Below are 22,062 nucleotides of genomic sequence, written 5' to 3' on the forward strand. Positions count from 1 at the left end.
GACGCAAGCCGACGAGCACACCAGAAAACGGAGTTCCATCATGCCAACACGGAATGCTAAGGCCCGCTGGACGGGCGCCTTGAAGGACGGCACCGGCACACTGGAAGGTGGATCGGGCCTGATCTCGGGCGCGTATTCCTTCCCCAGCCGGTTCGAGGATGGCAGCGGCACCACGCCCGAGGAACTGATCGCCGCCGCCCACGCCTCGTGCTACGCGATGGCCCTCTCCGCCCTATTGGGAGAGGCCGGGGTCACCCCCGAGCACATTGACGCCCAGGCCCGCGTCACCCTGACCGAAGTGGACGGCAAGCCGACCATCACCAAGGTTCACCTGGAGGTCTCCGGCGCGGTGCCGGGCGTTGATCCGCAGGGGTTCCGCCAACAGGCCGAGGCGGCCAAGGCGTTCTGCCCGGTCTCGCGCGCGTTGACCGGCGTTGAGATCACCCTGGAAGTCGCGGGCGGCCCGTAAGGAAACCCGGTCGCGCACCGCGCGTCCCCGTTGCGCGCCGGCGGCGGGGGCGCGCTGTCCAGGCCACACCATGCTTCCCCTGACTGCCTGGGATCAAAATGCCATGACACCGCGCATCAAGGGCGGAGGGTTCCTGGAACGGGGCTTCCGCCCCTTTTTCCTGCTGGCCGGGGTGTACGCCATCGTGGCCATGGCCCTGTGGCTGTTGTTCCTGCGCGGCGGCCTGCTGCTGCCGGGGCCGATGGACCCGCTGTCGTGGCACGCGCACGAGATGCTGTTCGGCTTCGCCGGCGCCGCCGTCGCGGGGTTCGTGCTGACGGCCGTGCCCAACTGGACCGGCCGCCTGCCGCTGTCGGGCGTGCCGTTGCTTCTGCTCGTACTGCTGTGGGCGGCGGGCCGTGTTCTGGCCGTGCTGCCGGTGCCGTGGGGTCTGGCGGCGGCGGTGGACGTGGCGTTCCCGGTGACCATGAGCGTCGTGGTGGTGCGCGAGGTGATCGCCGGCAGCAACTGGCGCAACCTCCCCGTGGGCGTCGCCCTGAGTCTGTTGGCCGTGGCCAACGCAGTGGACTGGCTGGAATGGGCCTTTGTCCTGCCCGACACCGGCCTGGGGCCGCGCCTGGGGATCGCCGTGCTGGTGTCGTTGATCACCCTGATCGGCGGGCGAATCGTGCCCAGCTTCACCCGCAACTGGCTGACCCAGCGCAAGGCGGCAAAGCTGCCAGAGCCGTTCGGGCGGGTCGATCAGGCCGTGCTGCTCGTGACCGTCCTGGCCCTGTTGACCTGGACGGTGGAACCGCGCGGTTGGCTTGTCGCCGCACTGCTGGCGTTGGCCGGTGTCGGCAACCTGGTGCGGCTGGCGCGCTGGCGCGGCCTGGCCACGGCCGCCGAGCCGCTGGTGTGGATTCTGCACGTCGGGTATCTGTTCGTCCCGCTCGCCCTGCTGTTGGCGGCGGCGTCAGCGTGGCGCCCCGACCTGGTGCCCGATGTTGCCGCCCTGCACGGCCTGACAGCCGGGGCCATCACCATGATGATCGTGGCCGTCATGACCCGTGCGACGCTGGGCCATGGCGGGCGGCCGCTGCACGCGGGCGCGCTCACCACGCTGGTGTACGGGCTGCTCCTGATCGCCGCCGTCTCGCGGGTATGGGCTGGCCTGTCCGAGGGCCTGTACCTGCCCCTGCTGCTTCTCTCCGGCGGCGCCTGGATCGGCGGGTTTGTGCTGTACCTGCTGCGGTACGGCCCGATCCAGGTGGCACCGAACCGGACACCATCGGGCGGGTGACGGCGCCGCCACCGCGGAAAGGGTCGGCCGAGCCTGGCGCTTCTTGGGCTCAGGCGGTCTCCTTCGCGGAACAGGAGAGCAAGAAAGACGGAAACCCGTGATGGAAAACAAAGAAAGGCTTGCTGACCTATTGACCAGCAAGCCCTTGATTTCATTGGTAGCGGAGGAGGGACTTGAACCCCCGACACGCGGATTATGATTCCGCTGCTCTAACCAACTGAGCTACTCCGCCCCAGACGCGAGCGCGAGGTCCGTGCGCCAGACCCGCGCCACAGAGGAGCGGTTATATACGGGGCGCGCCGTGGGTGTGTCAAGCGCCTGAGCCGCCCTCGCCACAGTGTTGAACGGCCTTGCCATCCCCCCCATCCGCACGACCCGCGAGGCCGACGCGATGGGCTCGTGCAAACCGTGGGAACGGCTTTCCGCGCGGCCACGGAGTGTGGCATGATGCGCCGACTTTCCGCCCAACACCGCAACTGGCCGCGCCATGACCGACACACCGGACTCGCCTGCCTCCAGCGCCGTGACCGACCCGCCGGCGGACGACCACGTCCCCGACACCGTCGCGTTCGAACACTACTTTTTCAAGAAAATGGAGGATGTCTATTTCCGGCTGGACCCGGACACCAAGCAGCCACTCGCCATCGTGCGCCTGGGGCACGAGGAGGTCAGCCTGTCCTTTTCCGGCATCCAGAAGGAATTCGACATCGCCTCGGACAGCAAGGACGGCCGCTTGCTGGCGCTCATCGGCAAGGGCCTGAAATACGTCAAGGCGTTGCGCCTGGGCGACCCGGTGCCCAGGGAGGTCCTGACAGGCGAGGCCTCGTGGGAACCCAAGGAAAAACACCGCCAGATCGCCTACAACCGGCTGGCGGTGCAGATCCTCGGCTGGCTGTCTGGCGATGAACACATCATCACCAACCCAGACGAACTGATGCAGGTGGCCGGCGATTCGACCTTCCGCAAGCGGGTCAACGACGCGTTCGGGGAGGCGGCCCGCAATCTCGGCCTTTCGAGCAAGGAAGAGGTGACGGAGTTGATCTCCGGCCTGTCCAGCGAACTGGCCTACATCGAGGCGCTGCGCGACGAATTCCACGCCATGCAACGCGTGTTTGAAAAGGCTCAGCCGCTGCGCAAGATCTACGCCAACGAACACGGCCAGTTGGATACCGTCAATTCGATGCTGCGCCTGTTCAACGCGGCCATCGAGGACTTCACCGCCCGCTTCGAGACCGTCGACGCCCAGACCGGCGAGATCATGGCCGCCCTGAAGAACCTGGACACCGTCAAGGCGTACCTGCGGGAACACCGTAACGACCTCAGGGTCCGCTTGGTGGTGTGGGAGGATCTCTTGCTGAAGTGGCTGCGCCGACCGGTCCGCGCGGGCCGGGAGATCGAGGATCTGGTGGACGAGACCTACCGGTTCCTGGCGCCGCGCTATATGCCGGTCGACAAGTGGATCATGATGACCCAGTTGCAGGACCCGGTGAAACGCGCCCCCCTGAAACAGACCGATCACCGCACCGAAAAGAAGATCAAGTACATGGGCGGGCGTATGCCCTGGTCGTGATCCGGCGGCGTGGCGGTCAGCTCACCTTGTCGTAGGCGAAGTTCTCGGCGTAGCTTTTCGGCCGCCGGGTCCGTGTCGCCGGGGCCTGCACCCGCACGGTCCAGCCATTGCGCTTGGCGTGGGCCACCGCCTCTTCCTTGCTCGGGAAATACAGGCGAAGCTGGTTCGTTGTGTCCCCCTGCCCCACCCAGCCCATCAGCGAATCGTTGCGTTGCGGGCGGGCCGGATCGGCCTCCAGCACCCATTGCCGGCTGTTGCCGCGCCCGGACTGCATGGCGGATTTCGCGGGTTGATAGATGCGCACGGTTGTTGTCATGTTTGGCCTCTTTCCGTTCGGCACACTGGGCCCTCGGCACGACGCCGCGGCGCTGGTCGGGGCGAGAGGATTCGAACCTCCGGCATCTAGCTCCCAAAGCTAGCGCTCTACCAGGCTGAGCTACGCCCCGTCACATCGACCTCGACTGTGTCATCTCTCGACCGTGTGATCTAACCCCTCCCATGCGCCAGGGCAAGAGTCAGGGATCGTCCGCCGCGCCACCCGGCCCTGTGCCGAACAGGGGATGGCGGACCCGATCGCCGATCTCGATGCCCAACAAGCGGCAGGTGCCCCCCTTGAGCTCCAGGGCGGCGCGGATCGGGCCATCGGCGACGATGGTCTCCTCCGACATGGGGGTGGTGTCCTCGGCAATCCGCCAGATCCGGCCGTCCGGTTCGAGAAACAGAATATCCAGCGACAGGAACGTGTTCTTCATCCACATGGCGCGCGGCCCGACGCCGCCGAAATCGAACAACATGCCGTGGTCGGCGGCCATCTCGCGCCGGTACATCAGCCCGCGCGCCCGCTGCGCCGGGGTCCGGGCGAGTTCCACCGTGAACCCGTAGCGGCGCCCGTCGTGGGTCACGATCTCCAGGCGGTCGGTCTCGAAGGCCACCGGTCCGGCCGCACGCGCACCGGTCCCCGCCCCCGCTGCCAGACACAGGACGGCCAGGGCGCTCAGCAGGGCCAGATGGGTGAAACGGCGCCGCCGGGTGAGACGCAACGCCAACGAAAATGGGGACATGGATCACGGACTCCGGTCTTCAACAGGGCGGGACGGGGTTCCTATATACCGTGTGTTCTAGGATCGTGTCTCAACCAGGGCGCTGTTTGCGCGCCGCAGCGAGAGTGGATCGGGATCATGTTTCGGCTCTATCTCGCGTATGGGTCCAATCTCAGCACCGCCCGGATGGCGCACCGATGTCCGGCGGCGGTGCCCATCCGGGCGGTGACCCTGCGCGACTGGCGCCTGCGGTTCGAGACGGTGGCCACCATGGAACCTGCCCCGGGCGACCACCTGCCGGCGGCGCTGTATGGTGTGACCGCCGCCTGCGAGAAGGTGCTGGACCGGATCGAAGGCGTCGACGAGGGCCGCTACCGGCGCCACTGGGTGGACATCCCGGACGACGCGGGGGCGACCCATCGGGTGTTGACCTACGTCAAGGTCGATGCCCGGCGCGGCCCGCCGCGCGGCCCCTATGTCCAGCACCTCGCCGCCGGTTACCATGACTGGGGCCATGACCTGTCCGCCCTGCTGGCGGCCTTGCAGCGGTGCCGTCCCACATCGGACGGTTCAACGGCGGCGGCAGGGGCCATGCAGGACGGGGTTTTGGCGCGGTCCAACATGACGGCCGATCTTGCCCGGACCGTCGGTTAACCGATCATTGTCCCCAGTGCCACGGCACCGAGGATGGCGGCTGTCAGCACGCCCACGACGCCCCAAAGATATGTCTTGCCCGGTTTGTCGGCGAGAGCGGCCGTGACGTCGGCCCGGAAGGCGTCGAACTCCGCCCGGCTTGGCTTGTCCGCCAGACCGCTTGCAACTGCGCCGCGCAGGGCGTCCAACTCGGCCTTCGTCGCCAAATGCGGAAGGGCGTCCTTGATGCCCGTGACCTGATCTTCCACACGCTGGACTTCGGCCTTCGTCGCCAAATTTGGAAGGACGTCCCTGATGCCCGTCACCTGATCTTCCACACGCTGGACTTCGGCCTTCGTCGCCAAATGCGCAATGACGTCCTTCATTCCGGCCAATTGGTCGTCGACATGCTGCACCTCCGCCTTCGTGGCGAGATGCGCGAACATCTCCTTCATGCCGGCCTGCTGCTCGTCAATGCGGACAAGAAGGGGTTCCAGCCTGCCGAGGCTCGCCTTGACCTCGCGCATGTCCGCTTCCAGAACACCAACCCGCCGCGTCAACTCGGTCATGCCGCCGTCGCCTCCATCCCCACCATCATGGGAACCGCCGCGTCCGGAGGCAAGACGTTGAAGATGGGTTTGCAGATCGATGATTTTTTCAGTCATCGCGAGCTTCGCCTGGGCCAGCTTGTTCAGTCAGGTCGTTGGTAAAAAGCCCTCCTGTAATATCTCTATACTCTTCGAGCGTAATATCTCCCTTATCTGCCAGCTTCTCACACAATGACAAAACAGCCTGTCTTATCACGCCAATTTGCTGGTTGGCGTCTGCATCCAGTTCAAGCATCCCCCGGAGAAGTGCCGCGAGATCGTCACTAATGCCCTGTTCACTCATGCCACATCCAGACTTGTTTGAGACGCCTTGCGTGACGGCCGGTCAGCCCCAGTACTTGGAAATCATACCACGAAGAGCCGATGTCAGTCATCGATCGCCAGCCCCCATTGCCACGCCGGGATGATCAAGTCACCCTCTTCACCCCCTCGTGCCGGGATCCAATCGAGAATCACACAGCTCTGGCACGCCGGTCGAGCCAAGCCCGGAGCGCCTCGATCTGGTTGTCGTCCAGATCGAGGCGAAGATGCGACACGGCATCGGTGTGGACGACGACGGTCGCCGGCAACGATCCGAGTTCAGGCACGCCGATCCGCAAAGGCCGTCCCGGCTCGCACGGCAGTGTGCGGTCCAGAACGCCGGCCCCCAGCGGCGACAGGGCTTGCAGCAGGCAACTGACAGACTCGCCGCCGGTTTGCCCCTCGCCGCTCAGGTCCACCGTCACGGCCACGTTCACGGTCCGCAGCGCCGTGCCGCGCCGATCGCCTTCGGTGGTGGCGGACATGATGCGGCCGAGCGCCTGTTCCATGGTGTGCAGGCTGTCGAGCACGGATTGGGCCGAGGTTTCGACCTCTCCGGCATGGCGGGCGGTGGTTTCCGCGCTGCCGGAGACCTCGCGAATCCCGTCCGATACGCCTTGGGTACCCTGGGCGGCCCGTTGGGCGTTGTTGCTGATCTCGCGGGTGGTCGCCGTCTGCTCTTCCGTGGCCGACGAGATGGTCGAGGTGATCTCGTTGAACTCGGAGATCACCCCGCTGATGGCCTTCACCGCTTCAACGGCTTCGTTCGTGGCGGCCTGCATGTCGGCGACCTGATCGGCGATGCTGTCCGTCGCGCGCGAGGTCTGATTCGCCAGCGCCTTCACCTCGCCGGCCACCACGGCGAACCCCTTGCCGGCCTCGCCGGCGCGGGCCGCCTCGATCGTCGCGTTGAGCGCCAGAAGGTTCGTCTGCTTGGCGATGTCGTTGATGAGGTCGACCACCTCACCGATCTTGGTGGCGGAGTCGGCGAGATGACCGATGCGGTCGTTGGTCCCGGCCGCGTGCTCGGCCGCGCGCTGGGCCGTGGCCGAGGCGTTGGTCACCTGGCGGCTGATCTCGCTGATGGACGCCGCCATCTGCTCGGCGGCCGCGGCCACGGCATCGACGCTGCTGGCGGAATTGCGTGAGGCCTCGGCGGCCGAATCGGCGCCGCCGGCAGTGGCGCCGACCGCCTGTGCCATGCCGCGCGCGGTCTCGCACATCGATTGGGCCTGATCGGCGACGGCGGACATCACCTGACGCACCTGCTCGTCCAGGGCGCTGGTCAAGGCCAGCATCTCGCCTTGCACCTGGCGGGCACTGCGGCGTTGCTGCGCGGCCTGTTCGGTCTGCAGGCGCCTGACTTCCTGGGCGTTCTCCTTGAACCCCTGGACGGCGCCGGCCATGGTCCCGATTTCGCTGCTCGCCCCCCGGTGCGGAATGGAGACCGACAGGTCACCGCCCGACAGCGTCTCCATGGCGGCGACGATGTCCTTCAGCGGCCGGACGATGGACACGCGCGCCACCAACAGGCCAATCGCCAGCCCGAGCACGCCGCACCCGGCGAGGATCACCAGGATCCACGTCCTGAGGGTCTCGAGCGAGGCGAAGAACTGATCCACCTTCGTCCCGACGTACAGAATACCGATCACATCCCCGTTCCGCCCCAGGATGGGGTCATAGCCGGTGATGTAAGATTGGCCGAGGATATCGACGATGCCGCGAAACGGCTCCTTGTCGAAGAACACGGACTCATAGGCCGCGTTGCGCGCCAGCGTCGTGCCGACGGCCCGCGAGCCGTCGTCCCGCACCACGTTGGTCGCCACGCGGGTATCGCCCATGAAGATGGTGGCCGTGCCACCGACCTGCGCGACGATCTCGTCGACGATCTCATTGTTGCCGTTCAGGACCGTCGACCCGGCGACGAGCGCCTCGTCCTCCAATCGGACGTCCGCCCCGTACTCCCGGATTTCGTCCCAGGCCACGCGCATGTTCTGGTCGATTGCCGCCACGGCATTGCGTTCGGCATCGCGGTTCAGCACGACGATCATGGCCACCGCAACAGTGACCCCGATCAGAAGAGTATTGACCAGGACGACCAGAGCGACGCGCAGTGTGATGGTGAGTTTGGGCCGCGACATGATGCGTTCCCCCGACTGACGTTCACACGGATCGGGTATGGTGACTGCCCTTGGGCCGTAACGCAATTTTAACAGCCGGCCAAAATGGCTTTTCCCTTTTTTGAGCGCGCACCGGAGGCCGGTCGCGGGCAGGTCCGAGCGCCGGCCAAGAGCGGAAACGCACGCACCCTGCACGCCGTTGCACGACGCCATCGGGACAGCGCCCCCTGTTGCCCACGCTGGCGCCCCGGCGTAGGGTCGTCAGGGGTTTTCGGCCAAAGACAAAGAGGAGTGCGCTCGCCGTGCGTTACGTCAGCACCCGGGGCAAGGCCCCCGTTCTCGGCTTCGACGAGGTGGTTTTGACCGGCCTGGCCGCCGATGGCGGCCTGTACGTGCCCGAGGACTGGATCGCCCTGGGCGACGACGACTGGCGCGCCCTGCGCGGCCTGCCCTATGCCGAGGTGGCCCTGCGCGTCATGCTGCCGTACGTCGGCGCCGCCCTGACCGAGGAGGAACTGGCCGACCTGTTGGACGCGGCCTATGCGCGTTTCGACCATCCGGCGGTCGCGCCGTTGCGCCAGATCGGTCCGCACGACTGGATGATGGAGCTGTTCCACGGCCCCACCCTGGCGTTCAAGGACCACGCCATGCAGGTCCTGGGGCCGCTGTTCGAGCTGCTGCTCACCCGGGCCGGGCGGCGCGTCACCATCGTCGGCGCCACGTCGGGGGACACGGGCTCGGCGGCCATCGAGGCGTGCCGCGACCGCGAGGCCATCGACATCTTCATCCTGCACCCCAAGGGCCGCGTCTCGGACGTGCAACGCCGCCAGATGACCACGGTGCAGTCGTCCAACGTGCACAACATCGCCGTCAACGGCACCTTCGACGATTGCCAGGCGCTGGTGAAGTCGCTGTTCGCCGATGCCCCGTTCCGTGACGAGGTGGGCCTGTCGGCCGTCAACTCCATCAACTGGGCGCGCATCGTCGGCCAGGTGGTGTACTACGCCTGGGCCGGCGTGGCCCTGGGCGCCCCCGACCGCAGCCTGGGCTTCAGCGTGCCCACCGGCAACTTCGGCAACATCTTCGCCGGCTACGTCGCCCGGCAGATGGGGCTGCCAATCGACCGGCTTGTGGTGGGCTCGAACCGCAATGACATCCTGACCCGGTTCCTGGAGACGGGAACCATGAACCAGGACACCGTCGTGCCCACGCTCAGCCCCAGCATGGACATCCAGGTCTCCAGCAACTTTGAGCGGCTGTTGTTCGAGATCCACGGTCGCGACGCCGACGAGGTGCGCGCGGCCATGGACAGCTTCCGCCAGGGCGGGGCCTACAGCGTGGCGGACGACCTGCACCAGGAACTTCTCGGCCTGTTCCGGGGCCACCGGCTGACCGACGAGGAAACCCTGGACGCCATGCGCGTCATCCAGGAGGAAACCGGCATGTTGGTGGATCCGCACTCGGCCATCGGCATCGTCGCCGGCCAGGTGGCCGGGCGGCGCGACGAGGGCGGCGTGACGGTCTCGCTGGCCACCGCGCACCCGGCCAAGTTCCCCGACGCGGTCGAGAAGGCCACCGGCATCCGCCCGCCGCTGCCACCGCGCCTGGCCGACCTGTTCCAGCGCGAGGAACGCATGGTCGAGGCGCCCAACGATACCCGCGCCATCCAGGCCATCGTGCGCGAGGGGGTGCGGCGGTAGCCTAGCCGGCCGGTCGCGCGCGGTGTCGTTTCGTGGTCATGGGATACCCTTGCGATGCCCACCATCAGCATGTTCTATGGCATCATCGTTTCGATGTTTTTCGAATGGTTCAAGTCTGGGTCGACCTGCACCGCGACGAATTGCTGGCGAACTGGGAGTTGGCGACGAGTGGCGTTGAACCGTTCCGGATTGACCCCCTGAAGTAGAGGGAGGCCACCATGTTGCTGGATGTCGTCCGTGTGGAGGCCCACACCGACTTCACGCTGTGGCTGGAGTTCGAGGGTGGCGAACGGCGCCGCTTTGACATGGCCCCGCATATGGATCAGAAACCCTGGAATCGACTGAAAGACAGTGCGGTGTTCCGGGCCGCGTTCGTTCAGAACGGCAGCGTCGCCTGGCCGGGAAACATCGATATCGACCCTGAAACGCTTTACGAACGGTCCGTTCCACTGACGGAACCGCTTCGAATGAAGGCTTGATCACCTGGGTCGGCGACGCGCGCCATCCAGGCCATCGTGCGCGAGGGGATCAGGCGGTAGCAGCAGACAGGTTTCCAAACATTGGTCAGCAGTTCTGAAATCTGACTGAAAGGCGATGGCCCGGACGGCACCAGCCACTCTCCGGCCCACGGTTGGGCCGACTCAGACTCCGGCCCCGAAACAACGTCCTTGGTTCGCCGCGCCCCCTCTCTCCGTTCGAGGAGGGACCCTGACTCGCACGTCGAGGGCACGCTGAGCCCGTCGAAGGTCGGGCGATCTAAGAAAACCCATAATACGTTCAACTTGAGATTTATTGTTGACATCCCGAAACGGCACCTTCAGGCTGTACGGGCACTTGATTGTCCGGGAAAGTCTAGGATGAGAGTCAGGAAGCATGTTGCCCTGAGATACATTCAGAGGCTACAAGAAGACCATCACGACTCCATAAAGTGGGCATGGATCGTTATACTGGGGGGAGGACTTCTGAAGGCCCTGTATGAATTATCTGGATTGGCACCATGCTATGCAAAAACAGTGTTTGGCTGGATATCTGTTCCTTTAGACTCTGCCACTTTCACAGCCTGGGCAGACATGCAATGCCCATCGCATGTTTTGATGGAAGCCCTTCTTTTATTCTTCGTTTTTGCCTTGACAATTGTTAGGTTCTTTCTGGGGAACAATAGATATCTTGATGCAAAATATATTGAAACAATGAATTTTTTTGAGGAGGCCTACCAAAAAATGGAAAACAGGCGGGAGTTTTTCTGGGAACAGTACAAGTTAGTCGTTTCAAGATACAGAAGAAGAGATTTAGCTTTTGATGTTTTCTTTGTCATTGTAAATGGATCGATTCTTATCATAATTGGGTCGAACATCAAATACGTCGATATATTTGTGTTTTCATACGCTATCCTCCTGTTGTTTGACTCCCTATGGCTGTTTTTAAGCATCAAGTTTTCAAAAGTCCGGCATACTAAATTCTGGGCTAAATTTATTACTGAAAAAAGGTACATAGAAGATGTCACCGCAGATAGCGCGCCGAGAAAGTGGATATTAAACAACACCATACACGCCGTTTTAATGATCGCTGCAGTATTTCTTCTTACGCCGAGCGATGAATGTTCAGGTATAGATTTTTGGCATGACTACTTTCCATTATTCTTTTTCCTACTTTTCTCGAACTGCGCTCTTGATTTTTTCCTCAGCATGAATGTATACTTTCCCCGCATAGAAGGGATACATAGAAATTTAAGCAATCCTGCTGAAGATCTTCCCCCGGAAAACGACGCTGGTTTTGATGACTAGGGCAGATCGCGATCAATCTGAGTGTCTGTCCGGTAGGTTTATGAGTCAGATCAACCTGTTACAGAGGGTGGTTGATAACACCGCTTTGGCGTGATTCCATGGCAGGTGTGGCCTGTCAGGAAGAACGCCATGTGGACGGACGAGAACCGGGCGCTGTACAATCGCGACCACCTTCGATATCCAAGCGATCTGACCGACGAGGAATGGGCGGTTATCGCGCCTCTGATCCCGCCGGGCAAGCCGGGCGGCGGCAAGCGCCGCGTCGATATGCGCGCCGTCGTCGACGGCTTGATGTACGTTCTGTCGACGGGCTGCCAGTGGCGGGCGATTCCGAAGGACTTTCCTCCCCGTTCAACGGTTTACGACTACTTTGACCTTTGGACGTATGATGGCACACTGGACCGCATGCATCACGCTCTTTACGTCCAATGCCGCGAGCAGGCCAACCGAGAGGCCTCGCCAACGGCGGGCGTGATCGACAGCCAGAGCGTAAAAAGCGCCGAAAAAAGGGGCGCTGGATCGACCCGCATGGGTACGATGCGGGCAAGAAGATCAAAGGCAAGAAACGGCATGCGCTGGTCGACACGACAGGCCTTCTGATGCATGCCATTGTTCATGGGGCCGACATACAGGATCGTGATGGCGGAATTCTTGTCATGGCCACCTTGTTCGGGTTGTACCCGTTTCTGGTGAAACTCTTTGCCGATGGCGGCTACCAGGGTGAACAGTTCCAAACCGGTCTCAAGAAAGCTGTCGCCGCTGTCAACGTGGAGATCGTCAAACGCTCGGACCAAGCCAAGGGGTTCGTCGTCCTTCCGAAACGCTGGGTTGTCGAGCGCACATTCGCCTAGCTTGGACGATGCCGCCGGCTGGCGAAGAATTGGGAGTGCCGTAACGCCAAGGGCCTCGCGTTCCTCCGGCTCGCATCAATCCGGCTCATGATGCGACGGCTCTGTAAAGCCTCATGAAGTCTCCGGACAGACTCTTAGAAAAATGGGAGGCTATTGGCGGATCGTCGGCAAAGGCAATAACGCTTCGCCCGATGCCGTCGCCGTTCACACCGACCACACCGATAAGGACAGAGAGCTCCGCTTCATGCCAACTCAGTGGCGTCATCGGCCCGTTATCCATCCAGTGCCGACGCGTGCCGCGACCGTTTCTGGCATGCCGCTATGTCAAGACTCCCCTGAGCGCACGTCATTGCCTTGGTTAGCGGCGCCACCAACAATCCATCGCCGCAATTCCGCACCTCTCCTTCTCTTGCGTTGTGGGGCGTCGGGTACGAGTATGACGTGTTCTCGGTGCGGACCGACACGCCGTCGCCTTCCGACCACTCTTCCCCATGCCCAAACAAGCCAGCCTTCAAAGACTATCCCTGACCAGCCATCCACGACCCGTCACGCTGTGACATCCAAGGAGACTCCGTCATGCCGCTGACCCACGCCGACCTTGTCGAGGCCGTCACCCAGGATGCCGCGTTCCGGCGCCGACGGCGTTTGCAGCCCGTGGGCGGCGTGGGCGACATGCTGTTTCCGCCGACCTATCCGGGCGAAGACAAGAACGATCCGCCGCGCCATGTGTTTGAACGGCGGCGGATCGCGGGGAAGGAGGACGACGTCTGGTGCGTGCTGCTGGACAGCGTGCAGTCCCAGGCCAACCGCATGGAAGAGGCCTTGCTGGAAGCCGCGCGGGACGGGCGGCTGGATCTACCGCGCCTCGCCGTCGATTTCGCCGGGGCGGGACTGGAGGCGCTGGGCGAGATCACCTCTCTGGACGCGCCGCACCGGGTGTTCGATGCCATCCTGCGCGACAGCCTGCTGGACGGGAAACCGTTCCCCAATAGCGATCTGGGCCAGCGGCTTGCCAAGGCCACGGCCCGCGATGCCACGCCGATCCTGGAGGCTTCGCCCACATCCCTGCTGTTCGGGGTGTGGAATTCCACCGGCGAGGGCGGCGGCCTGGGTGCGAAGTTCGCCCGCGCCGTCGTCTCGGAAATCGTCGGTGTGAACGTGCCGGTGGAAAACGCGCGGCGTCATCGGCGCGACGAGGTGCCGGACGTTCAGACGGCCGCGCGCCGCACCGGCAGCCGCATTGACCCACTGGGCATCCTTCGGGCCGTCGAGGTCTACAAGGGTCCGGCCGGCTGGGATGTCACGGAGAAACAGGCCGGAAAGGGCGCCAAGAAGATGCGTCCTTCGGAAATCAACCACGGCAACATCGCACCGTCCGTGGATGCGTTAGGCATCACCTGCGACTACGCCGAACAGACCGTCGTCATCACCCTGGCCGGGCTGCGTCGCCTGCGCTTCGGCGGACCCAGCGAGCGGGACACCGCCGGCCGGGCCCTGATCGCCGCTCTGGGTCTCGTTGCCCTGCTGGAGCAGGACGCACAGGGGTACGCGCTGCGCTCGCGGTGCGATCTGGTCTGCGACGGCAAGGCCGACCTGGAACGGGTCCATGCCGACGGCACCGTCGAAGCCATTACCCTGACCCGCGATGAGGCACTGGCCCTGTACGGCGAGGCCTTGGTTGGCGCCCGCCGCGCCGGGTTCACCTTCGCCGACGCCCCGGTGATGCTGACGCCCCAGGACAAGCTGGTGCATATCGTGCGCGAGAGCATGACGCGCGCCCTGGCCGGCGAGGCCCATCCCGACGATGGGGAGTGACCATGCTGGTCCTGGAGATCGAGTACCTGACTGGCGTTGTCCGGGCCGCCAACGACCGGGGCGACGGGGCCGACTGGCCGCCACAGCCGGACCGGCTGTTCTCCGCCCTGACGGCATCGTGGGCGGCCCGTGGGGAACGCCCCGAAGAGCGCAAGGCCCTGGAATGGCTGGAGATGCGGGAGCCGCCAAGCCTGCGCTATTGCAACGCGACCGAACGCGCGGTGGTGCCGGTGTTCGTTCCGCCGAATGACTTCGAGACCAAGTCACCGCACGATCTCGCGGACCCCGCTTGGCTTGCCGCGCTTAAGGCAGGCAAAGGGCTGTCGTCCGCGCACAAGAAGGATCGCGCGGACAGCCTTGGGGTTGTCCCAGAGTTCAGGGCGGTCGGGTCCAAACAACCACGCCGCTTTCCCGCCAGCCTGCCGCCGGATCCGACGGTGCGGTTCGTCTGGAGCGAGGACCCGGACGCCGCGACGCTGGCGGCGCTCGACGCGCTCGCCCGCGACACCAGCTATCTGGGGCATTCGGCCTCGGTGGTGCGCTGCCGGGCGCTGCGGATGGACACGGACACGGCGCCCGACGGGCTTCATCCGCCCCGCCGCCGAGTCTATCCGGGCCGGTTGGTGGAACTGGTGGAGAGCCACGACCGTCAGGTCCGCCCCGCGCCCGGCGCCGATGTGCGCCCACCGGCCGACCCGGCGCCCGCCGCGCCGGCCAGTATCTTCGGCGCCGACTGGATCGTGTTCGCCCACGCGGGCGAGCCGCGCCCCGACGCGGTGGCCGGGGCCATCGCCGGCAAGGCGCTGCTGCGAACCGTTTTGAGCGGGTACGGCAGCAACCCCATCCCCGACTGGGTCTCGGGCCACGCCCCGGACGGCACACCCCTGACCACCCCGCATCTGGCCGCCGTCCCGTTGCTCGACGCCGGGTGGGACCACTCTCAGGGCCGCCTGATGGGGCTGGCGCTCATCCCGCCGCGCACAGTGACGGAGGCGGTGGCGCGCGCCCGCGACCCGGATGCGAAGACAGTGACCCCCGCCGATGTCGCTGTCCTTGATCAGTTCACGAACCTGGAACGCGCCCTTGTTCGGGCGCTGGACAATGACGCAGACAAGGACAAGCGCGACCGAGACCGCCTGCGCCTCCGCCTGCCCGGCGGGCTGGTCTGGCCGCTGGCATGGGACACGGAAGGCACGAAGCAATCCCTGCGTGCCCGTCTCTACACCGGGCCGGCCAACACCTGGGCCACGGTGACGCCGCTCGCGCTCGACCGCCACCCCAAGAAGGACGGCGACGACGTCGAGATCATCGCCGACGCCTGCGAGCGCATCGGCCTGCCCCGCCCGGTGACTGTGGTCGTCCACAAGCATTCGGCCCACCGGGGCGCGCCCTCCGCCCGAGCCAGCGGCCACGCGCCACCCTGGACCGGCTGGCGCCGACCGGACTCCGTGGCCAACCGCCGCCTGACCCATGCCGTGCTGCGCTTTCCCGAAAGCGTGACCGGCCCGGTCATCCTGGGCGCGGGGCGGTTCGTTGGCCTCGGCCTGTGCCGACCCCTGCCGGGGGAGGACGACGCATGAGTGACGCGCCCGCCCTGACGGCCGACGACTTCGCCGAGGTCTTCACGACAATCCATGGCGTGCCGCCGTTCCCGTGGCAGGAGCGGTTGGCGCGACAGGTGGCCAAGACCGGCGACTGGCCGTCCGCCCTCGACCTGCCCACCGGCAGCGGCAAGACGGCCGCTTTGGACATCGCGCTGTTCCATCTGGCGCTTCAGGCCGACAGGGGCGCCGCGCGCACCGCGCCCGTGCGCATCGCCTTCGTCGTGGACCGACGGATCATCGTCGACGCGGCGTATGAGCGGGCGGACAAGATCGCCGAGGCCCTGAAGAGCGCCACGGACGGCGCGCTCGGGCGCATGGCCGCCGCCCTGCGGTCGCTGACCGGCGACGCCGGCCCGCCCCTGGTGGTCCAGGCCCTGCGCGGCGGGTTGCCGCGCGAGGCCGACTGGGCGCGCACGCCGGCCCAGCCGACCATTCTGTGCTCTACCGTCGATCAGGTGGGCTCGCGACTGCTGTTCCGGGGGTACGGGGTTTCCGACAGCATGAAGCCGGTCCACGCCGGACTGCTGGGGTCGGACTGCCTGCTGCTGCTGGACGAGGCCCATCTGGCCGCGCCCTTCGCCCAGACGCTGGGCTGGGTCGGGCGTTACCGACGCCCGCCATGGACCAAAGCCGAGCCGGCGCCCTGGCGGGTGGTCACCCTGACCGCCACGCCTCGGGACGGGACGGATGGGACCCGGTTTGGTCTGGAGGACGACGACCGAGCGGACGCGATCCTGTCCAAGCGGCTGACGGCGAGGAAGCCCGTGACCCTCCGCCTCGTCTCGGCGGAGGCCCACGGCACGACCCACGCCAAGGCCCTGGCCGAGGCCGCGACGACCCTACTGGACGGTGACAGCCCCCGAACCCTGGCCGTGGTGGTCAACCGGGTGGCCCTGGCCCGCGCCGTGTTCGAAGATCTGCGGTCGGCGCTGGCCGAAACGGCGACGGTCATTCTTCTGACCGGCCGCGCCCGCGACCTGGACCGCGATGCCCTGCTGAGGGCGCATCAGGCCCGCTTGTTGTCCGGGGCCAAAGACGATCCGGATGCCCCGCCCCTGATCGTCGTCGCCACCCAGACCATCGAGGCCGGGGCCGACCTCGACTTTGACGCCATGGTCTCGCAAATTGCTCCCCTCGACGCCCTGCGACAGCGGTTCGGGCGCTTGAACCGGATGGGACGGGCGATCCCGGCGCCGGCAATCATCGTGGCGACCGAGGAGGAAACCGCGCGGAAGGTCGATGACCCGGTCTATGGCGACCGCGCCAAGGCGACCTGGGACTGGCTCACCGACGGACAGGCCCCAAAGACCGGCAAGGCGGCCCCCGTGGTCGATTTCGGTCTGTCGGCCATGGCGGAGCGCCTGAGGGGTGTGGATACGGCCCCCCTGTGCGCCACCGCCCCCAACGCCCCCATCCTGCGCCCGGCGGACGTGATGCTGCTGTCGTGGACCGCGCCCATTCCGGCGGTCGATCCGGCGGTCTCGCTGTTCCTGCACGGCCCGAACAGCGGCCCGGCGGACGTGCAGATCGTCTGGCGCGCGGACATCGACCCGAACGCCGAGACCTTGGCGACCGAGATCCTGTCACTCGCGCCGCCCCACGCCCAAGAGACCCTGGCCGTGCCCGTCTGGGCGGCGCGGCGCTGGCTGCGGGAGGACATGGCCGAACGGGCCGGCGCGGCGGACACCGCCGACATTGAGGGCACGCCGGGCCCTCCTCCCGAGGACCGGGGGCGCCATCGAGACCGCCCCGCCTTGCGCTGGGCCGGCGCGGATTCCGAGCGAACCGGACTGGTCTGGCCCAACCAGATCCGCCCCGGCGACGTGATCGTGGTGCCGTCGACCCATGGCGGCTGCGACGCCTTCGGCTGGGCGCCGGAGAGCACGGCCCCGGTCAAGGATCTGGGCGACCGCCAGCCGGCTCACCGGCGGTCAGTGCGACGGTTGCATCCGACGTTGCTGACGGAGTCCGAGTGGAGGGCCGTCGCACCTTTTGTCGCGCCGGCGGACGACATTGACGACCGGGATGTGCGCGACGCGCTCGCGGGCGCGGCTCTCGGGGTCCTGCTCCCCGATCCGGACGGGCCACCACCGCCCCTGGGCGATGCCGACGTGATCCGGGTGGAGGGGTACGCCGGCCTGATTCTGCGGGCGCGCCGCCGCAAGACCGCGCCTGATCCCGCCGCCGTGACCGAGGACGACGCCACCGGCTCGCTGACCGGGCAGGGCCTTACCCTGGCGGATCACGCGAATCAGGTCGAGCGCATGGCCCGTGCCTTCGCCAAGGCCGCCGGGCTGGCACCGGAGCTGGTCGAGGCCGTTGCCCTGGCCGCGCGTCTGCACGACGAAGGCAAACGCGACGACCGCTTTCAGGTCTGGCTGCGCGGTGGCGACCGGCTGGCGGCCCTGGCCGACGAAAAGGATCCCCTGGCCAAGTCGCCCCGGCCCATGACCCCGGCCCAGTCGCGCCGCGCCCGCCGCGCCGCCGGCCTGCCCGACCTGTGGCGCCACGAATCCCAGTCGGTGCGCCGCGCGCTGGATGACCCGCGCCTGCACGCGCTCAAGGACCACCGCGAACTGATCCTGTGGCTGATCGGCACCCACCATGGCCACGGCCGGCCGCTGTTCCCGCACGCCGACCCGCGCGAGGATGCCCGCGCGGCCGATGGGATCTCCGGCCCGCACTGCCTTGATTTCCAGGACGAGGGCCGCGACTGGCCCCAGCTGTTCGAGCACCTGAAGGCCCGGTTCGGCCCGTGGGAGCTGGCGCGCCTGGAGGCCATCGTCCGGCTGGCCGATCACCGGGCGTCGGAGGCGCCCGACCCGGTGGCCGTGACGGAGGAGACGCGATGACCGATCCGCAACCCGACATCCCCGGCGCCGCCGCCGCCCACCGCTTGGAGGGTCTGGAGCCGGACAACCTGCTGGCCTTTCTGGCCCTGCTCGGCCTGCTGCGGGCGCTGGAGACGGCCCGCCCGGACTGGCGCCCACGCGCGCACTGGGACCCCGACGTGTTGCCTCTCCGGCCCACGCTGACCCTGGTCGAACCGACGACACAGGACGACATCGCCCGCGCGGCGGCGGAGGGGTGTGGGATGCTGGCGGCGGATTATGATTTCGGCGATCACTCCGACGTCACGTTCGGCCAGCAGAGCGCACGGGCGATCCTCGACGAGGCCACCAACACGCAGACGCAGGGGCGAGCGACCCTGCTCGGTACCCTGTTCAGCGACGGCGCCGTCAAGGACGACGGCAAGGTCGCCGCCGCGCCCCTGGTCGCCATGTTCGGCCAAGGCCATCAGCACTTCCTTTCTCGTTTGGCTGATGTTCCGAAGGGAGTGTTGCCCAAGAAACTGGCCAAAATGAAGCGCCCCCCCGATCTCAATCATCCGCATCGGATCGCTGCGGCACTGTTCGCTCCGTGGCGACGCGATGACGAGACCCATAGCTTCCGCTGGGATCCAGCTGAGGATCGGCGTTACGCCTTAAGGTATCGAGATCCTGGGCCCGACGCCGGGCGCACAGAACACGGCGCCAACCGGCTCGCGGCCATCGGGCTTGCCGTGCTAACGGGCGCGGCCGTTGAACGGCGTGGTCAGGTCCACTTCCTGACCCTAGGGACGGAGATGGCGCCGGGGCGCGGCGGCCGGGCCATCACATGGCCGATCTGGGCGCGCCCGGCCTCTCTGGCGACGGTCCAGGCACTGCTCGGGCATCCGGCGCTCGCCACCGAGACACCGGGGAGGGACACCCTCCGACGGCTGGGCGTGACCGGTCTCCGCCGCGCCCGTCGCATCGCCGTGGGCAAGTACTTCAACTTCACCCGCGCCGAGGCGCTGTAGCGGCCCCGACACGCCATGACCAACCACCCCGCCCCCGATCCGGACGCCGAGCCCGAATTACCCCTGCCGGCCCCGCCGGCGCCGGAGGGCGCCGCTTTGGTGCCCGTGCGCATGGTCAACGAGTTCGTCTATTGCCCGCGTCTGGCGTGGCTGATGTGGGTGGACGGCGCCTGGGCCGACAGCGCCGACACCGAGGAGGGCCGACAGGTCCACAAGCGCGTCGACGCCGGCGGCGGGCATCTGCCCGAATCCCCGCCCAGCGAGGACGATACCGAGGACATCCACGCCCGCTCCGTCGCCCTGACCTCGACCCGCCTGGGCATCACCGCCGTCATCGATCTGGTGGACGGCGCCGGCGACCGCGTTTCCCCCGTCGACACCAAGCGCGGCAAGCGCCCGCACACCGCCGCCGGTGCCTATGACCCCGAACGCGTCCAGGTCTGTCTGCAAGGCCTGCTGCTGGAGGAGCACGGCTACCGCTGCGACGAGGGGTTTCTCTACTTCCGCGCCAGCCGCGAGCGCGTGCGCATCCCGTTGGACGACGCCCTGCGTCAGGCCGCGTTGCACGCCGTGCACGGCCTGCGCCTCGCCGCCGCGCAGTCCCGGCCGCCGCCGCCCCTGATCGACAGCCCCAAGTGCCCGCGCTGCTCCCTGGTGGGCATCTGCCTGCCGGACGAGATCACCCACGCCCACGGCGCCATGCCGGCGCCGCGCCCCCTGGCCGCCGCCCGGCCCGACGCCCTGCCGCTCGTCGTCCAGGCCGGTCACGGCAAGGTGGGCAAGACTGGCGAGCAACTCCAGGTCACCATCGACGACGCCCCGCCGGTCAAGGCCCGCCTGACCGAGATCTCGCAGCTCGTGCTGTTCGGCAATGTCTCCGTCACCGCGCCGGTCCTGCACGAGCTGATGCGCCGCGAGATCCCCGTCTCCTGGCACAGCCATGGTGGCTGGTTCCTGGGCCACACGGTGGGGCTGGGCCACCGCACGGTGGCGGCGCGTGAGGCGCAGTACCGTTGCGCTTTCGATGCCGGCTGGTCGTTGCGATTCGCGCGCGGGCTGGTGGCGGCGAAGGCCCGTAACGCCCGCACCCTTCTGCGCCGCAATCGCCGCGACACCCACCCGCCGGAAGCGGTCACCGAGCCCTTGCGCGCCCTGAAACGCATGACCGCCGAGGCCGAGAAGGCCCCCGACGTCGCCACCCTGCTGGGGATCGAGGGCGCGGCCGCCGCCGCCTATTTCGGCGCCTTTCCGCTGATGCTGAGGGACATAGGCACCGACGGCGGCCCGGCCGGCTTCGATTTCCGCGCCCGCAACCGCCGCCCGCCGGCCGACCCGGTCAATGCCCTGCTGTCGTTCGCCTATGCCCTGCTGGTGCGCACCTGGCACGTGGCCCTGTCGGCGGTGGGGCTGGACCCGTACCGGGGTTTCTACCACACCATCCGCCATGGCCGCCCGGCGCTGGCCCTGGACATGATGGAGCCCGACCGCCCGTTGATCGCCGATTCGGCCGTGCTGACGGTCATCAACAACGGCGAGGTCGCGCCCGGCGACTTCGTTCACGCCGCCGGCGGCTGCGCCATGGCCCCGGCCGCGCGCAAGGCCCTGATCGCCGCGTTCGAGCGCCGCCTGGAACAGGAGATGACCCACCCCGTGTTCGGCTACCAGATCAGCTATCGCCGCCTGATCGAGGTGCAGGCCCGCCTGCTGTGCCGCCACCTGCAAGGGGAGATCGAGACCTTCCCCTGGGTCACGCCAAGATAGAAAGGTCGTGCCCGTGGCAGCACCAACAGACGAACACCTGTACATCATCACCTACGACATCGCCGACCAGAAGCGCTGGCGCCGGGTGTGGAAGGTGATGAATGGCTACGGCGAATGGCTGCAACTGTCGGTCTTTCAGTGCCGGCTGTCGCGCAAGCGGCTGGTGCAGTTGCGCGGCGCCCTGGCCGAGGCCATCCACGACGGCGCCGACCACGTGCTGATCCTCGACCTGGGACCGGCCGACACGGTCAAGCCGCGCCTGGAAAGCCTGGGCAAGACCGTGGCCGTGGTGGAGCGCAAGCCGATCATCGTGTAATACCGCCCGACGAAAAGGATGACCTTTTCGTCGGGCGGCCGGCGCGACTGCGCCGGCGCGGCGAAGCCGCGGAGCCGCGCGCCCCGAAGGGGCGCTGCGGCGACAAAAAAAACAAAGACTCAGCACCATCGGTGCGCCGAAGTGACCCTGGCCGGACGAGTCTTTCTTATCGTCGCCCGGTATAACCGAGCGCGCGGTCGCGCGGGTCGGTCCGCCAAGGCCACGCACGTCGCGTGCAGGCTCGGTCCCGTAGGGTGCGTTCGACCGGCGCGCCTCGCAAGAGCGCGACGGGCAACGCACCACTGACCGCGCGCCCCTCTGTGCCAACGATCATGAGACAGCTGCCCCCCACACGTTTAGACTTGAGG

Annotated in this window: 19 protein-coding genes, 2 tRNA genes and 1 pseudogene; 14 read left to right on the forward strand and 8 right to left on the reverse strand. The window is 66.8% G+C overall.

The annotated features are described in order from the left end of the window. The first annotated feature begins 40 nt into the window (after nucleotides 1-40). Complete coding sequence (locus Q0309_RS08850; RefSeq protein ID WP_299439679.1) at nucleotides 41-469, forward strand: OsmC family protein; 429 nt, start codon at nucleotides 41-43, stop codon at nucleotides 467-469. A 103-nt stretch (nucleotides 470-572) separates the two neighbouring features. Continuing rightward, entirely contained in the window at nucleotides 573-1,751 is a 1,179-nt protein-coding gene (locus Q0309_RS08855; RefSeq protein ID WP_299439681.1) for an NnrS family protein, read from the forward strand. A 155-nt stretch (nucleotides 1,752-1,906) separates the two neighbouring features. Here the strand turns inward: Q0309_RS08855 and Q0309_RS08860 are convergent. Then, a tRNA-Met gene (locus tag Q0309_RS08860) sits at nucleotides 1,907-1,983 on the reverse strand. 255 nt (nucleotides 1,984-2,238) lie between these two features. Between Q0309_RS08860 and Q0309_RS08865 the strand changes: the two genes are divergently transcribed. After that, nucleotides 2,239-3,321, forward strand: a complete 1,083-nt coding sequence (locus tag Q0309_RS08865; RefSeq protein WP_299439684.1) for a hypothetical protein — start codon at nucleotides 2,239-2,241, stop codon at nucleotides 3,319-3,321. Nucleotides 3,322-3,337: 16 nt separating this feature from the next. Here the strand turns inward: Q0309_RS08865 and Q0309_RS08870 are convergent, their stop codons facing one another. The 3 genes from Q0309_RS08870 to Q0309_RS08880 form a co-directional block, all read right to left on the reverse strand. Next, nucleotides 3,338-3,637, reverse strand: a complete 300-nt coding sequence (locus Q0309_RS08870) for an ETC complex I subunit (protein WP_299439686.1) — start codon at nucleotides 3,635-3,637, stop codon at nucleotides 3,338-3,340. A 53-nt stretch (nucleotides 3,638-3,690) separates the two neighbouring features. Then, nucleotides 3,691-3,767: transfer RNA gene (locus tag Q0309_RS08875), tRNA-Pro, on the reverse strand. A 69-nt stretch (nucleotides 3,768-3,836) separates the two neighbouring features. Further along, nucleotides 3,837-4,382 carry a DUF192 domain-containing protein gene (locus Q0309_RS08880; RefSeq protein WP_299439688.1) on the reverse strand — a complete coding sequence of 182 codons (546 nt, stop codon included), beginning with the start codon at nucleotides 4,380-4,382 and terminating at the stop codon, nucleotides 3,837-3,839. Nucleotides 4,383-4,499: 117 nt separating this feature from the next. On the opposite strand from Q0309_RS08880, the gene Q0309_RS08885 reads away from it, so the two are divergent. Then, a complete protein-coding gene (locus tag Q0309_RS08885) occupies nucleotides 4,500-5,015 on the forward strand; it encodes a gamma-glutamylcyclotransferase family protein (protein ID WP_299439690.1) in 516 nt (171 codons plus the stop codon). Here the strand turns inward: Q0309_RS08885 and Q0309_RS08890 are convergent. The 3 genes from Q0309_RS08890 to Q0309_RS08900 all read right to left on the reverse strand — a co-directional run bounded on the left by Q0309_RS08890 (nucleotide 5,012) and on the right by Q0309_RS08900 (nucleotide 8,043). Next, nucleotides 5,012-5,659 (reverse strand): hypothetical protein, encoded by a 648-nt coding sequence (locus tag Q0309_RS08890; RefSeq protein WP_299439692.1) that lies wholly within the window; start codon nucleotides 5,657-5,659, stop codon nucleotides 5,012-5,014. The genes Q0309_RS08885 and Q0309_RS08890 overlap by 4 nt on opposite strands. Further along, nucleotides 5,652-5,885: a hypothetical protein gene (locus Q0309_RS08895; RefSeq protein ID WP_299439694.1), complete on the reverse strand. Its 234-nt coding sequence runs from the start codon at nucleotides 5,883-5,885 to the stop codon at nucleotides 5,652-5,654. Before Q0309_RS08895 ends, Q0309_RS08890 begins: the two co-directional genes overlap by 8 nt. A 169-nt stretch (nucleotides 5,886-6,054) precedes the next feature. After that, nucleotides 6,055-8,043 carry a cache domain-containing protein gene (locus Q0309_RS08900; RefSeq protein WP_299439696.1) on the reverse strand — a complete coding sequence of 663 codons (1,989 nt, stop codon included), beginning with the start codon at nucleotides 8,041-8,043 and terminating at the stop codon, nucleotides 6,055-6,057. A gap of 281 nt (nucleotides 8,044-8,324) precedes the next feature. Between Q0309_RS08900 and thrC the strand changes: the two genes are divergently transcribed. The 4 genes and pseudogenes from thrC (at nucleotide 8,325) to Q0309_RS08920 (ending at nucleotide 12,474) form a co-directional block, all read left to right on the forward strand. Further along, a complete protein-coding gene (gene thrC, locus Q0309_RS08905; protein WP_299439698.1) occupies nucleotides 8,325-9,722 on the forward strand; it encodes a threonine synthase in 1,398 nt (465 codons plus the stop codon). A 218-nt stretch (nucleotides 9,723-9,940) separates the two neighbouring features. Further along, nucleotides 9,941-10,201, forward strand: coding sequence for a DUF2442 domain-containing protein (locus Q0309_RS08910; RefSeq protein ID WP_299439700.1), 261 nt, complete (start codon nucleotides 9,941-9,943; stop codon nucleotides 10,199-10,201). A gap of 378 nt (nucleotides 10,202-10,579) precedes the next feature. Continuing rightward, nucleotides 10,580-11,506, forward strand: a complete 927-nt coding sequence (locus Q0309_RS08915; RefSeq protein WP_299439702.1) for a hypothetical protein — start codon at nucleotides 10,580-10,582, stop codon at nucleotides 11,504-11,506. Nucleotides 11,507-11,635: 129 nt separating this feature from the next. After that, a pseudogene (locus Q0309_RS08920) lies at nucleotides 11,636-12,474 on the forward strand (IS5 family transposase). Here the strand turns inward: Q0309_RS08920 and Q0309_RS08925 are convergent. After that, nucleotides 12,443-12,622 carry a hypothetical protein gene (locus tag Q0309_RS08925; RefSeq protein WP_299439716.1) on the reverse strand — a complete coding sequence of 60 codons (180 nt, stop codon included), beginning with the start codon at nucleotides 12,620-12,622 and terminating at the stop codon, nucleotides 12,443-12,445. The pseudogene Q0309_RS08920 and the gene Q0309_RS08925 sit on opposite strands and share 32 nt — an antisense overlap. A 311-nt stretch (nucleotides 12,623-12,933) precedes the next feature. Between Q0309_RS08925 and cas7u the strand changes: the two genes are divergently transcribed. Genes cas7u through cas2 form a run of 6 tightly spaced genes read left to right on the forward strand, consistent with a single transcriptional unit; the run spans nucleotide 12,934 to nucleotide 21,694 of the window. Next, nucleotides 12,934-14,172 carry a type I-U CRISPR-associated RAMP protein Csb1/Cas7u gene (gene cas7u, locus Q0309_RS08930; RefSeq protein ID WP_299439704.1) on the forward strand — a complete coding sequence of 413 codons (1,239 nt, stop codon included), beginning with the start codon at nucleotides 12,934-12,936 and terminating at the stop codon, nucleotides 14,170-14,172. A gap of 2 nt (nucleotides 14,173-14,174) precedes the next feature. Beyond that, a complete protein-coding gene (gene csb2 / locus Q0309_RS08935) occupies nucleotides 14,175-15,752 on the forward strand; it encodes a type I-U CRISPR-associated protein Csb2 (RefSeq protein WP_299439706.1) in 1,578 nt (525 codons plus the stop codon). Beyond that, complete coding sequence (gene cas3u, locus Q0309_RS08940) at nucleotides 15,749-18,628, forward strand: type I-U CRISPR-associated helicase/endonuclease Cas3 (RefSeq protein WP_299439708.1); 2,880 nt, start codon at nucleotides 15,749-15,751, stop codon at nucleotides 18,626-18,628. Before csb2 ends, cas3u begins: the two co-directional genes overlap by 4 nt. Continuing rightward, complete coding sequence (locus Q0309_RS08945; protein WP_299439710.1) at nucleotides 18,625-19,617, forward strand: hypothetical protein; 993 nt, start codon at nucleotides 18,625-18,627, stop codon at nucleotides 19,615-19,617. Before cas3u ends, Q0309_RS08945 begins: the two co-directional genes overlap by 4 nt. Before the next feature lie 15 nt (nucleotides 19,618-19,632). Continuing rightward, the gene (gene cas1, locus Q0309_RS08950; RefSeq protein WP_299439713.1) at nucleotides 19,633-21,378 is read left to right on the forward strand and encodes a CRISPR-associated endonuclease Cas1; all 1,746 of its coding nucleotides are present in this window, start codon (nucleotides 19,633-19,635) and stop codon (nucleotides 21,376-21,378) included. A 13-nt stretch (nucleotides 21,379-21,391) separates the two neighbouring features. Beyond that, nucleotides 21,392-21,694, forward strand: coding sequence for a CRISPR-associated endonuclease Cas2 (cas2, locus tag Q0309_RS08955; RefSeq protein ID WP_299439715.1), 303 nt, complete (start codon nucleotides 21,392-21,394; stop codon nucleotides 21,692-21,694). The last annotated feature ends 368 nt before the right edge of the window (nucleotides 21,695-22,062 follow it).

Source organism: uncultured Rhodospira sp. (genome assembly GCF_937138205.1).
GTDB lineage: Bacteria > Pseudomonadota > Alphaproteobacteria > Rhodospirillales > Rhodospirillaceae > Rhodospira.

Coding starts and splice junctions, on each gene's coding strand:
- Q0309_RS08855 (WP_299439681.1), top strand. CDS start 573: ATGACACCGCGCATCAAGGGCGGAGGGTTCCTGGAACGGGGCTTCCGC.
- Q0309_RS08895 (WP_299439694.1), bottom strand. CDS start 5,885: ATGAGTGAACAGGGCATTAGTGACGATCTCGCGGCACTTCTCCGGGGG.
- Q0309_RS08925 (WP_299439716.1), bottom strand. CDS start 12,622: ATGACGCCACTGAGTTGGCATGAAGCGGAGCTCTCTGTCCTTATCGGT.
- Q0309_RS08880 (WP_299439688.1), bottom strand. CDS start 4,382: ATGTCCCCATTTTCGTTGGCGTTGCGTCTCACCCGGCGGCGCCGTTTC.
- Q0309_RS08910 (WP_299439700.1), top strand. CDS start 9,941: ATGTTGCTGGATGTCGTCCGTGTGGAGGCCCACACCGACTTCACGCTG.
- Q0309_RS08850 (WP_299439679.1), top strand. CDS start 41: ATGCCAACACGGAATGCTAAGGCCCGCTGGACGGGCGCCTTGAAGGAC.
- Q0309_RS08870 (WP_299439686.1), bottom strand. CDS start 3,637: ATGACAACAACCGTGCGCATCTATCAACCCGCGAAATCCGCCATGCAG.
- cas1 (WP_299439713.1), top strand. CDS start 19,633: ATGACCAACCACCCCGCCCCCGATCCGGACGCCGAGCCCGAATTACCC.
- cas3u (WP_299439708.1), top strand. CDS start 15,749: ATGAGTGACGCGCCCGCCCTGACGGCCGACGACTTCGCCGAGGTCTTC.
- Q0309_RS08945 (WP_299439710.1), top strand. CDS start 18,625: ATGACCGATCCGCAACCCGACATCCCCGGCGCCGCCGCCGCCCACCGC.
- Q0309_RS08865 (WP_299439684.1), top strand. CDS start 2,239: ATGACCGACACACCGGACTCGCCTGCCTCCAGCGCCGTGACCGACCCG.
- csb2 (WP_299439706.1), top strand. CDS start 14,175: ATGCTGGTCCTGGAGATCGAGTACCTGACTGGCGTTGTCCGGGCCGCC.
- cas7u (WP_299439704.1), top strand. CDS start 12,934: ATGCCGCTGACCCACGCCGACCTTGTCGAGGCCGTCACCCAGGATGCC.
- Q0309_RS08915 (WP_299439702.1), top strand. CDS start 10,580: ATGAGAGTCAGGAAGCATGTTGCCCTGAGATACATTCAGAGGCTACAA.
- Q0309_RS08885 (WP_299439690.1), top strand. CDS start 4,500: ATGTTTCGGCTCTATCTCGCGTATGGGTCCAATCTCAGCACCGCCCGG.
- Q0309_RS08900 (WP_299439696.1), bottom strand. CDS start 8,043: ATGTCGCGGCCCAAACTCACCATCACACTGCGCGTCGCTCTGGTCGTC.
- Q0309_RS08890 (WP_299439692.1), bottom strand. CDS start 5,659: ATGACTGAAAAAATCATCGATCTGCAAACCCATCTTCAACGTCTTGCC.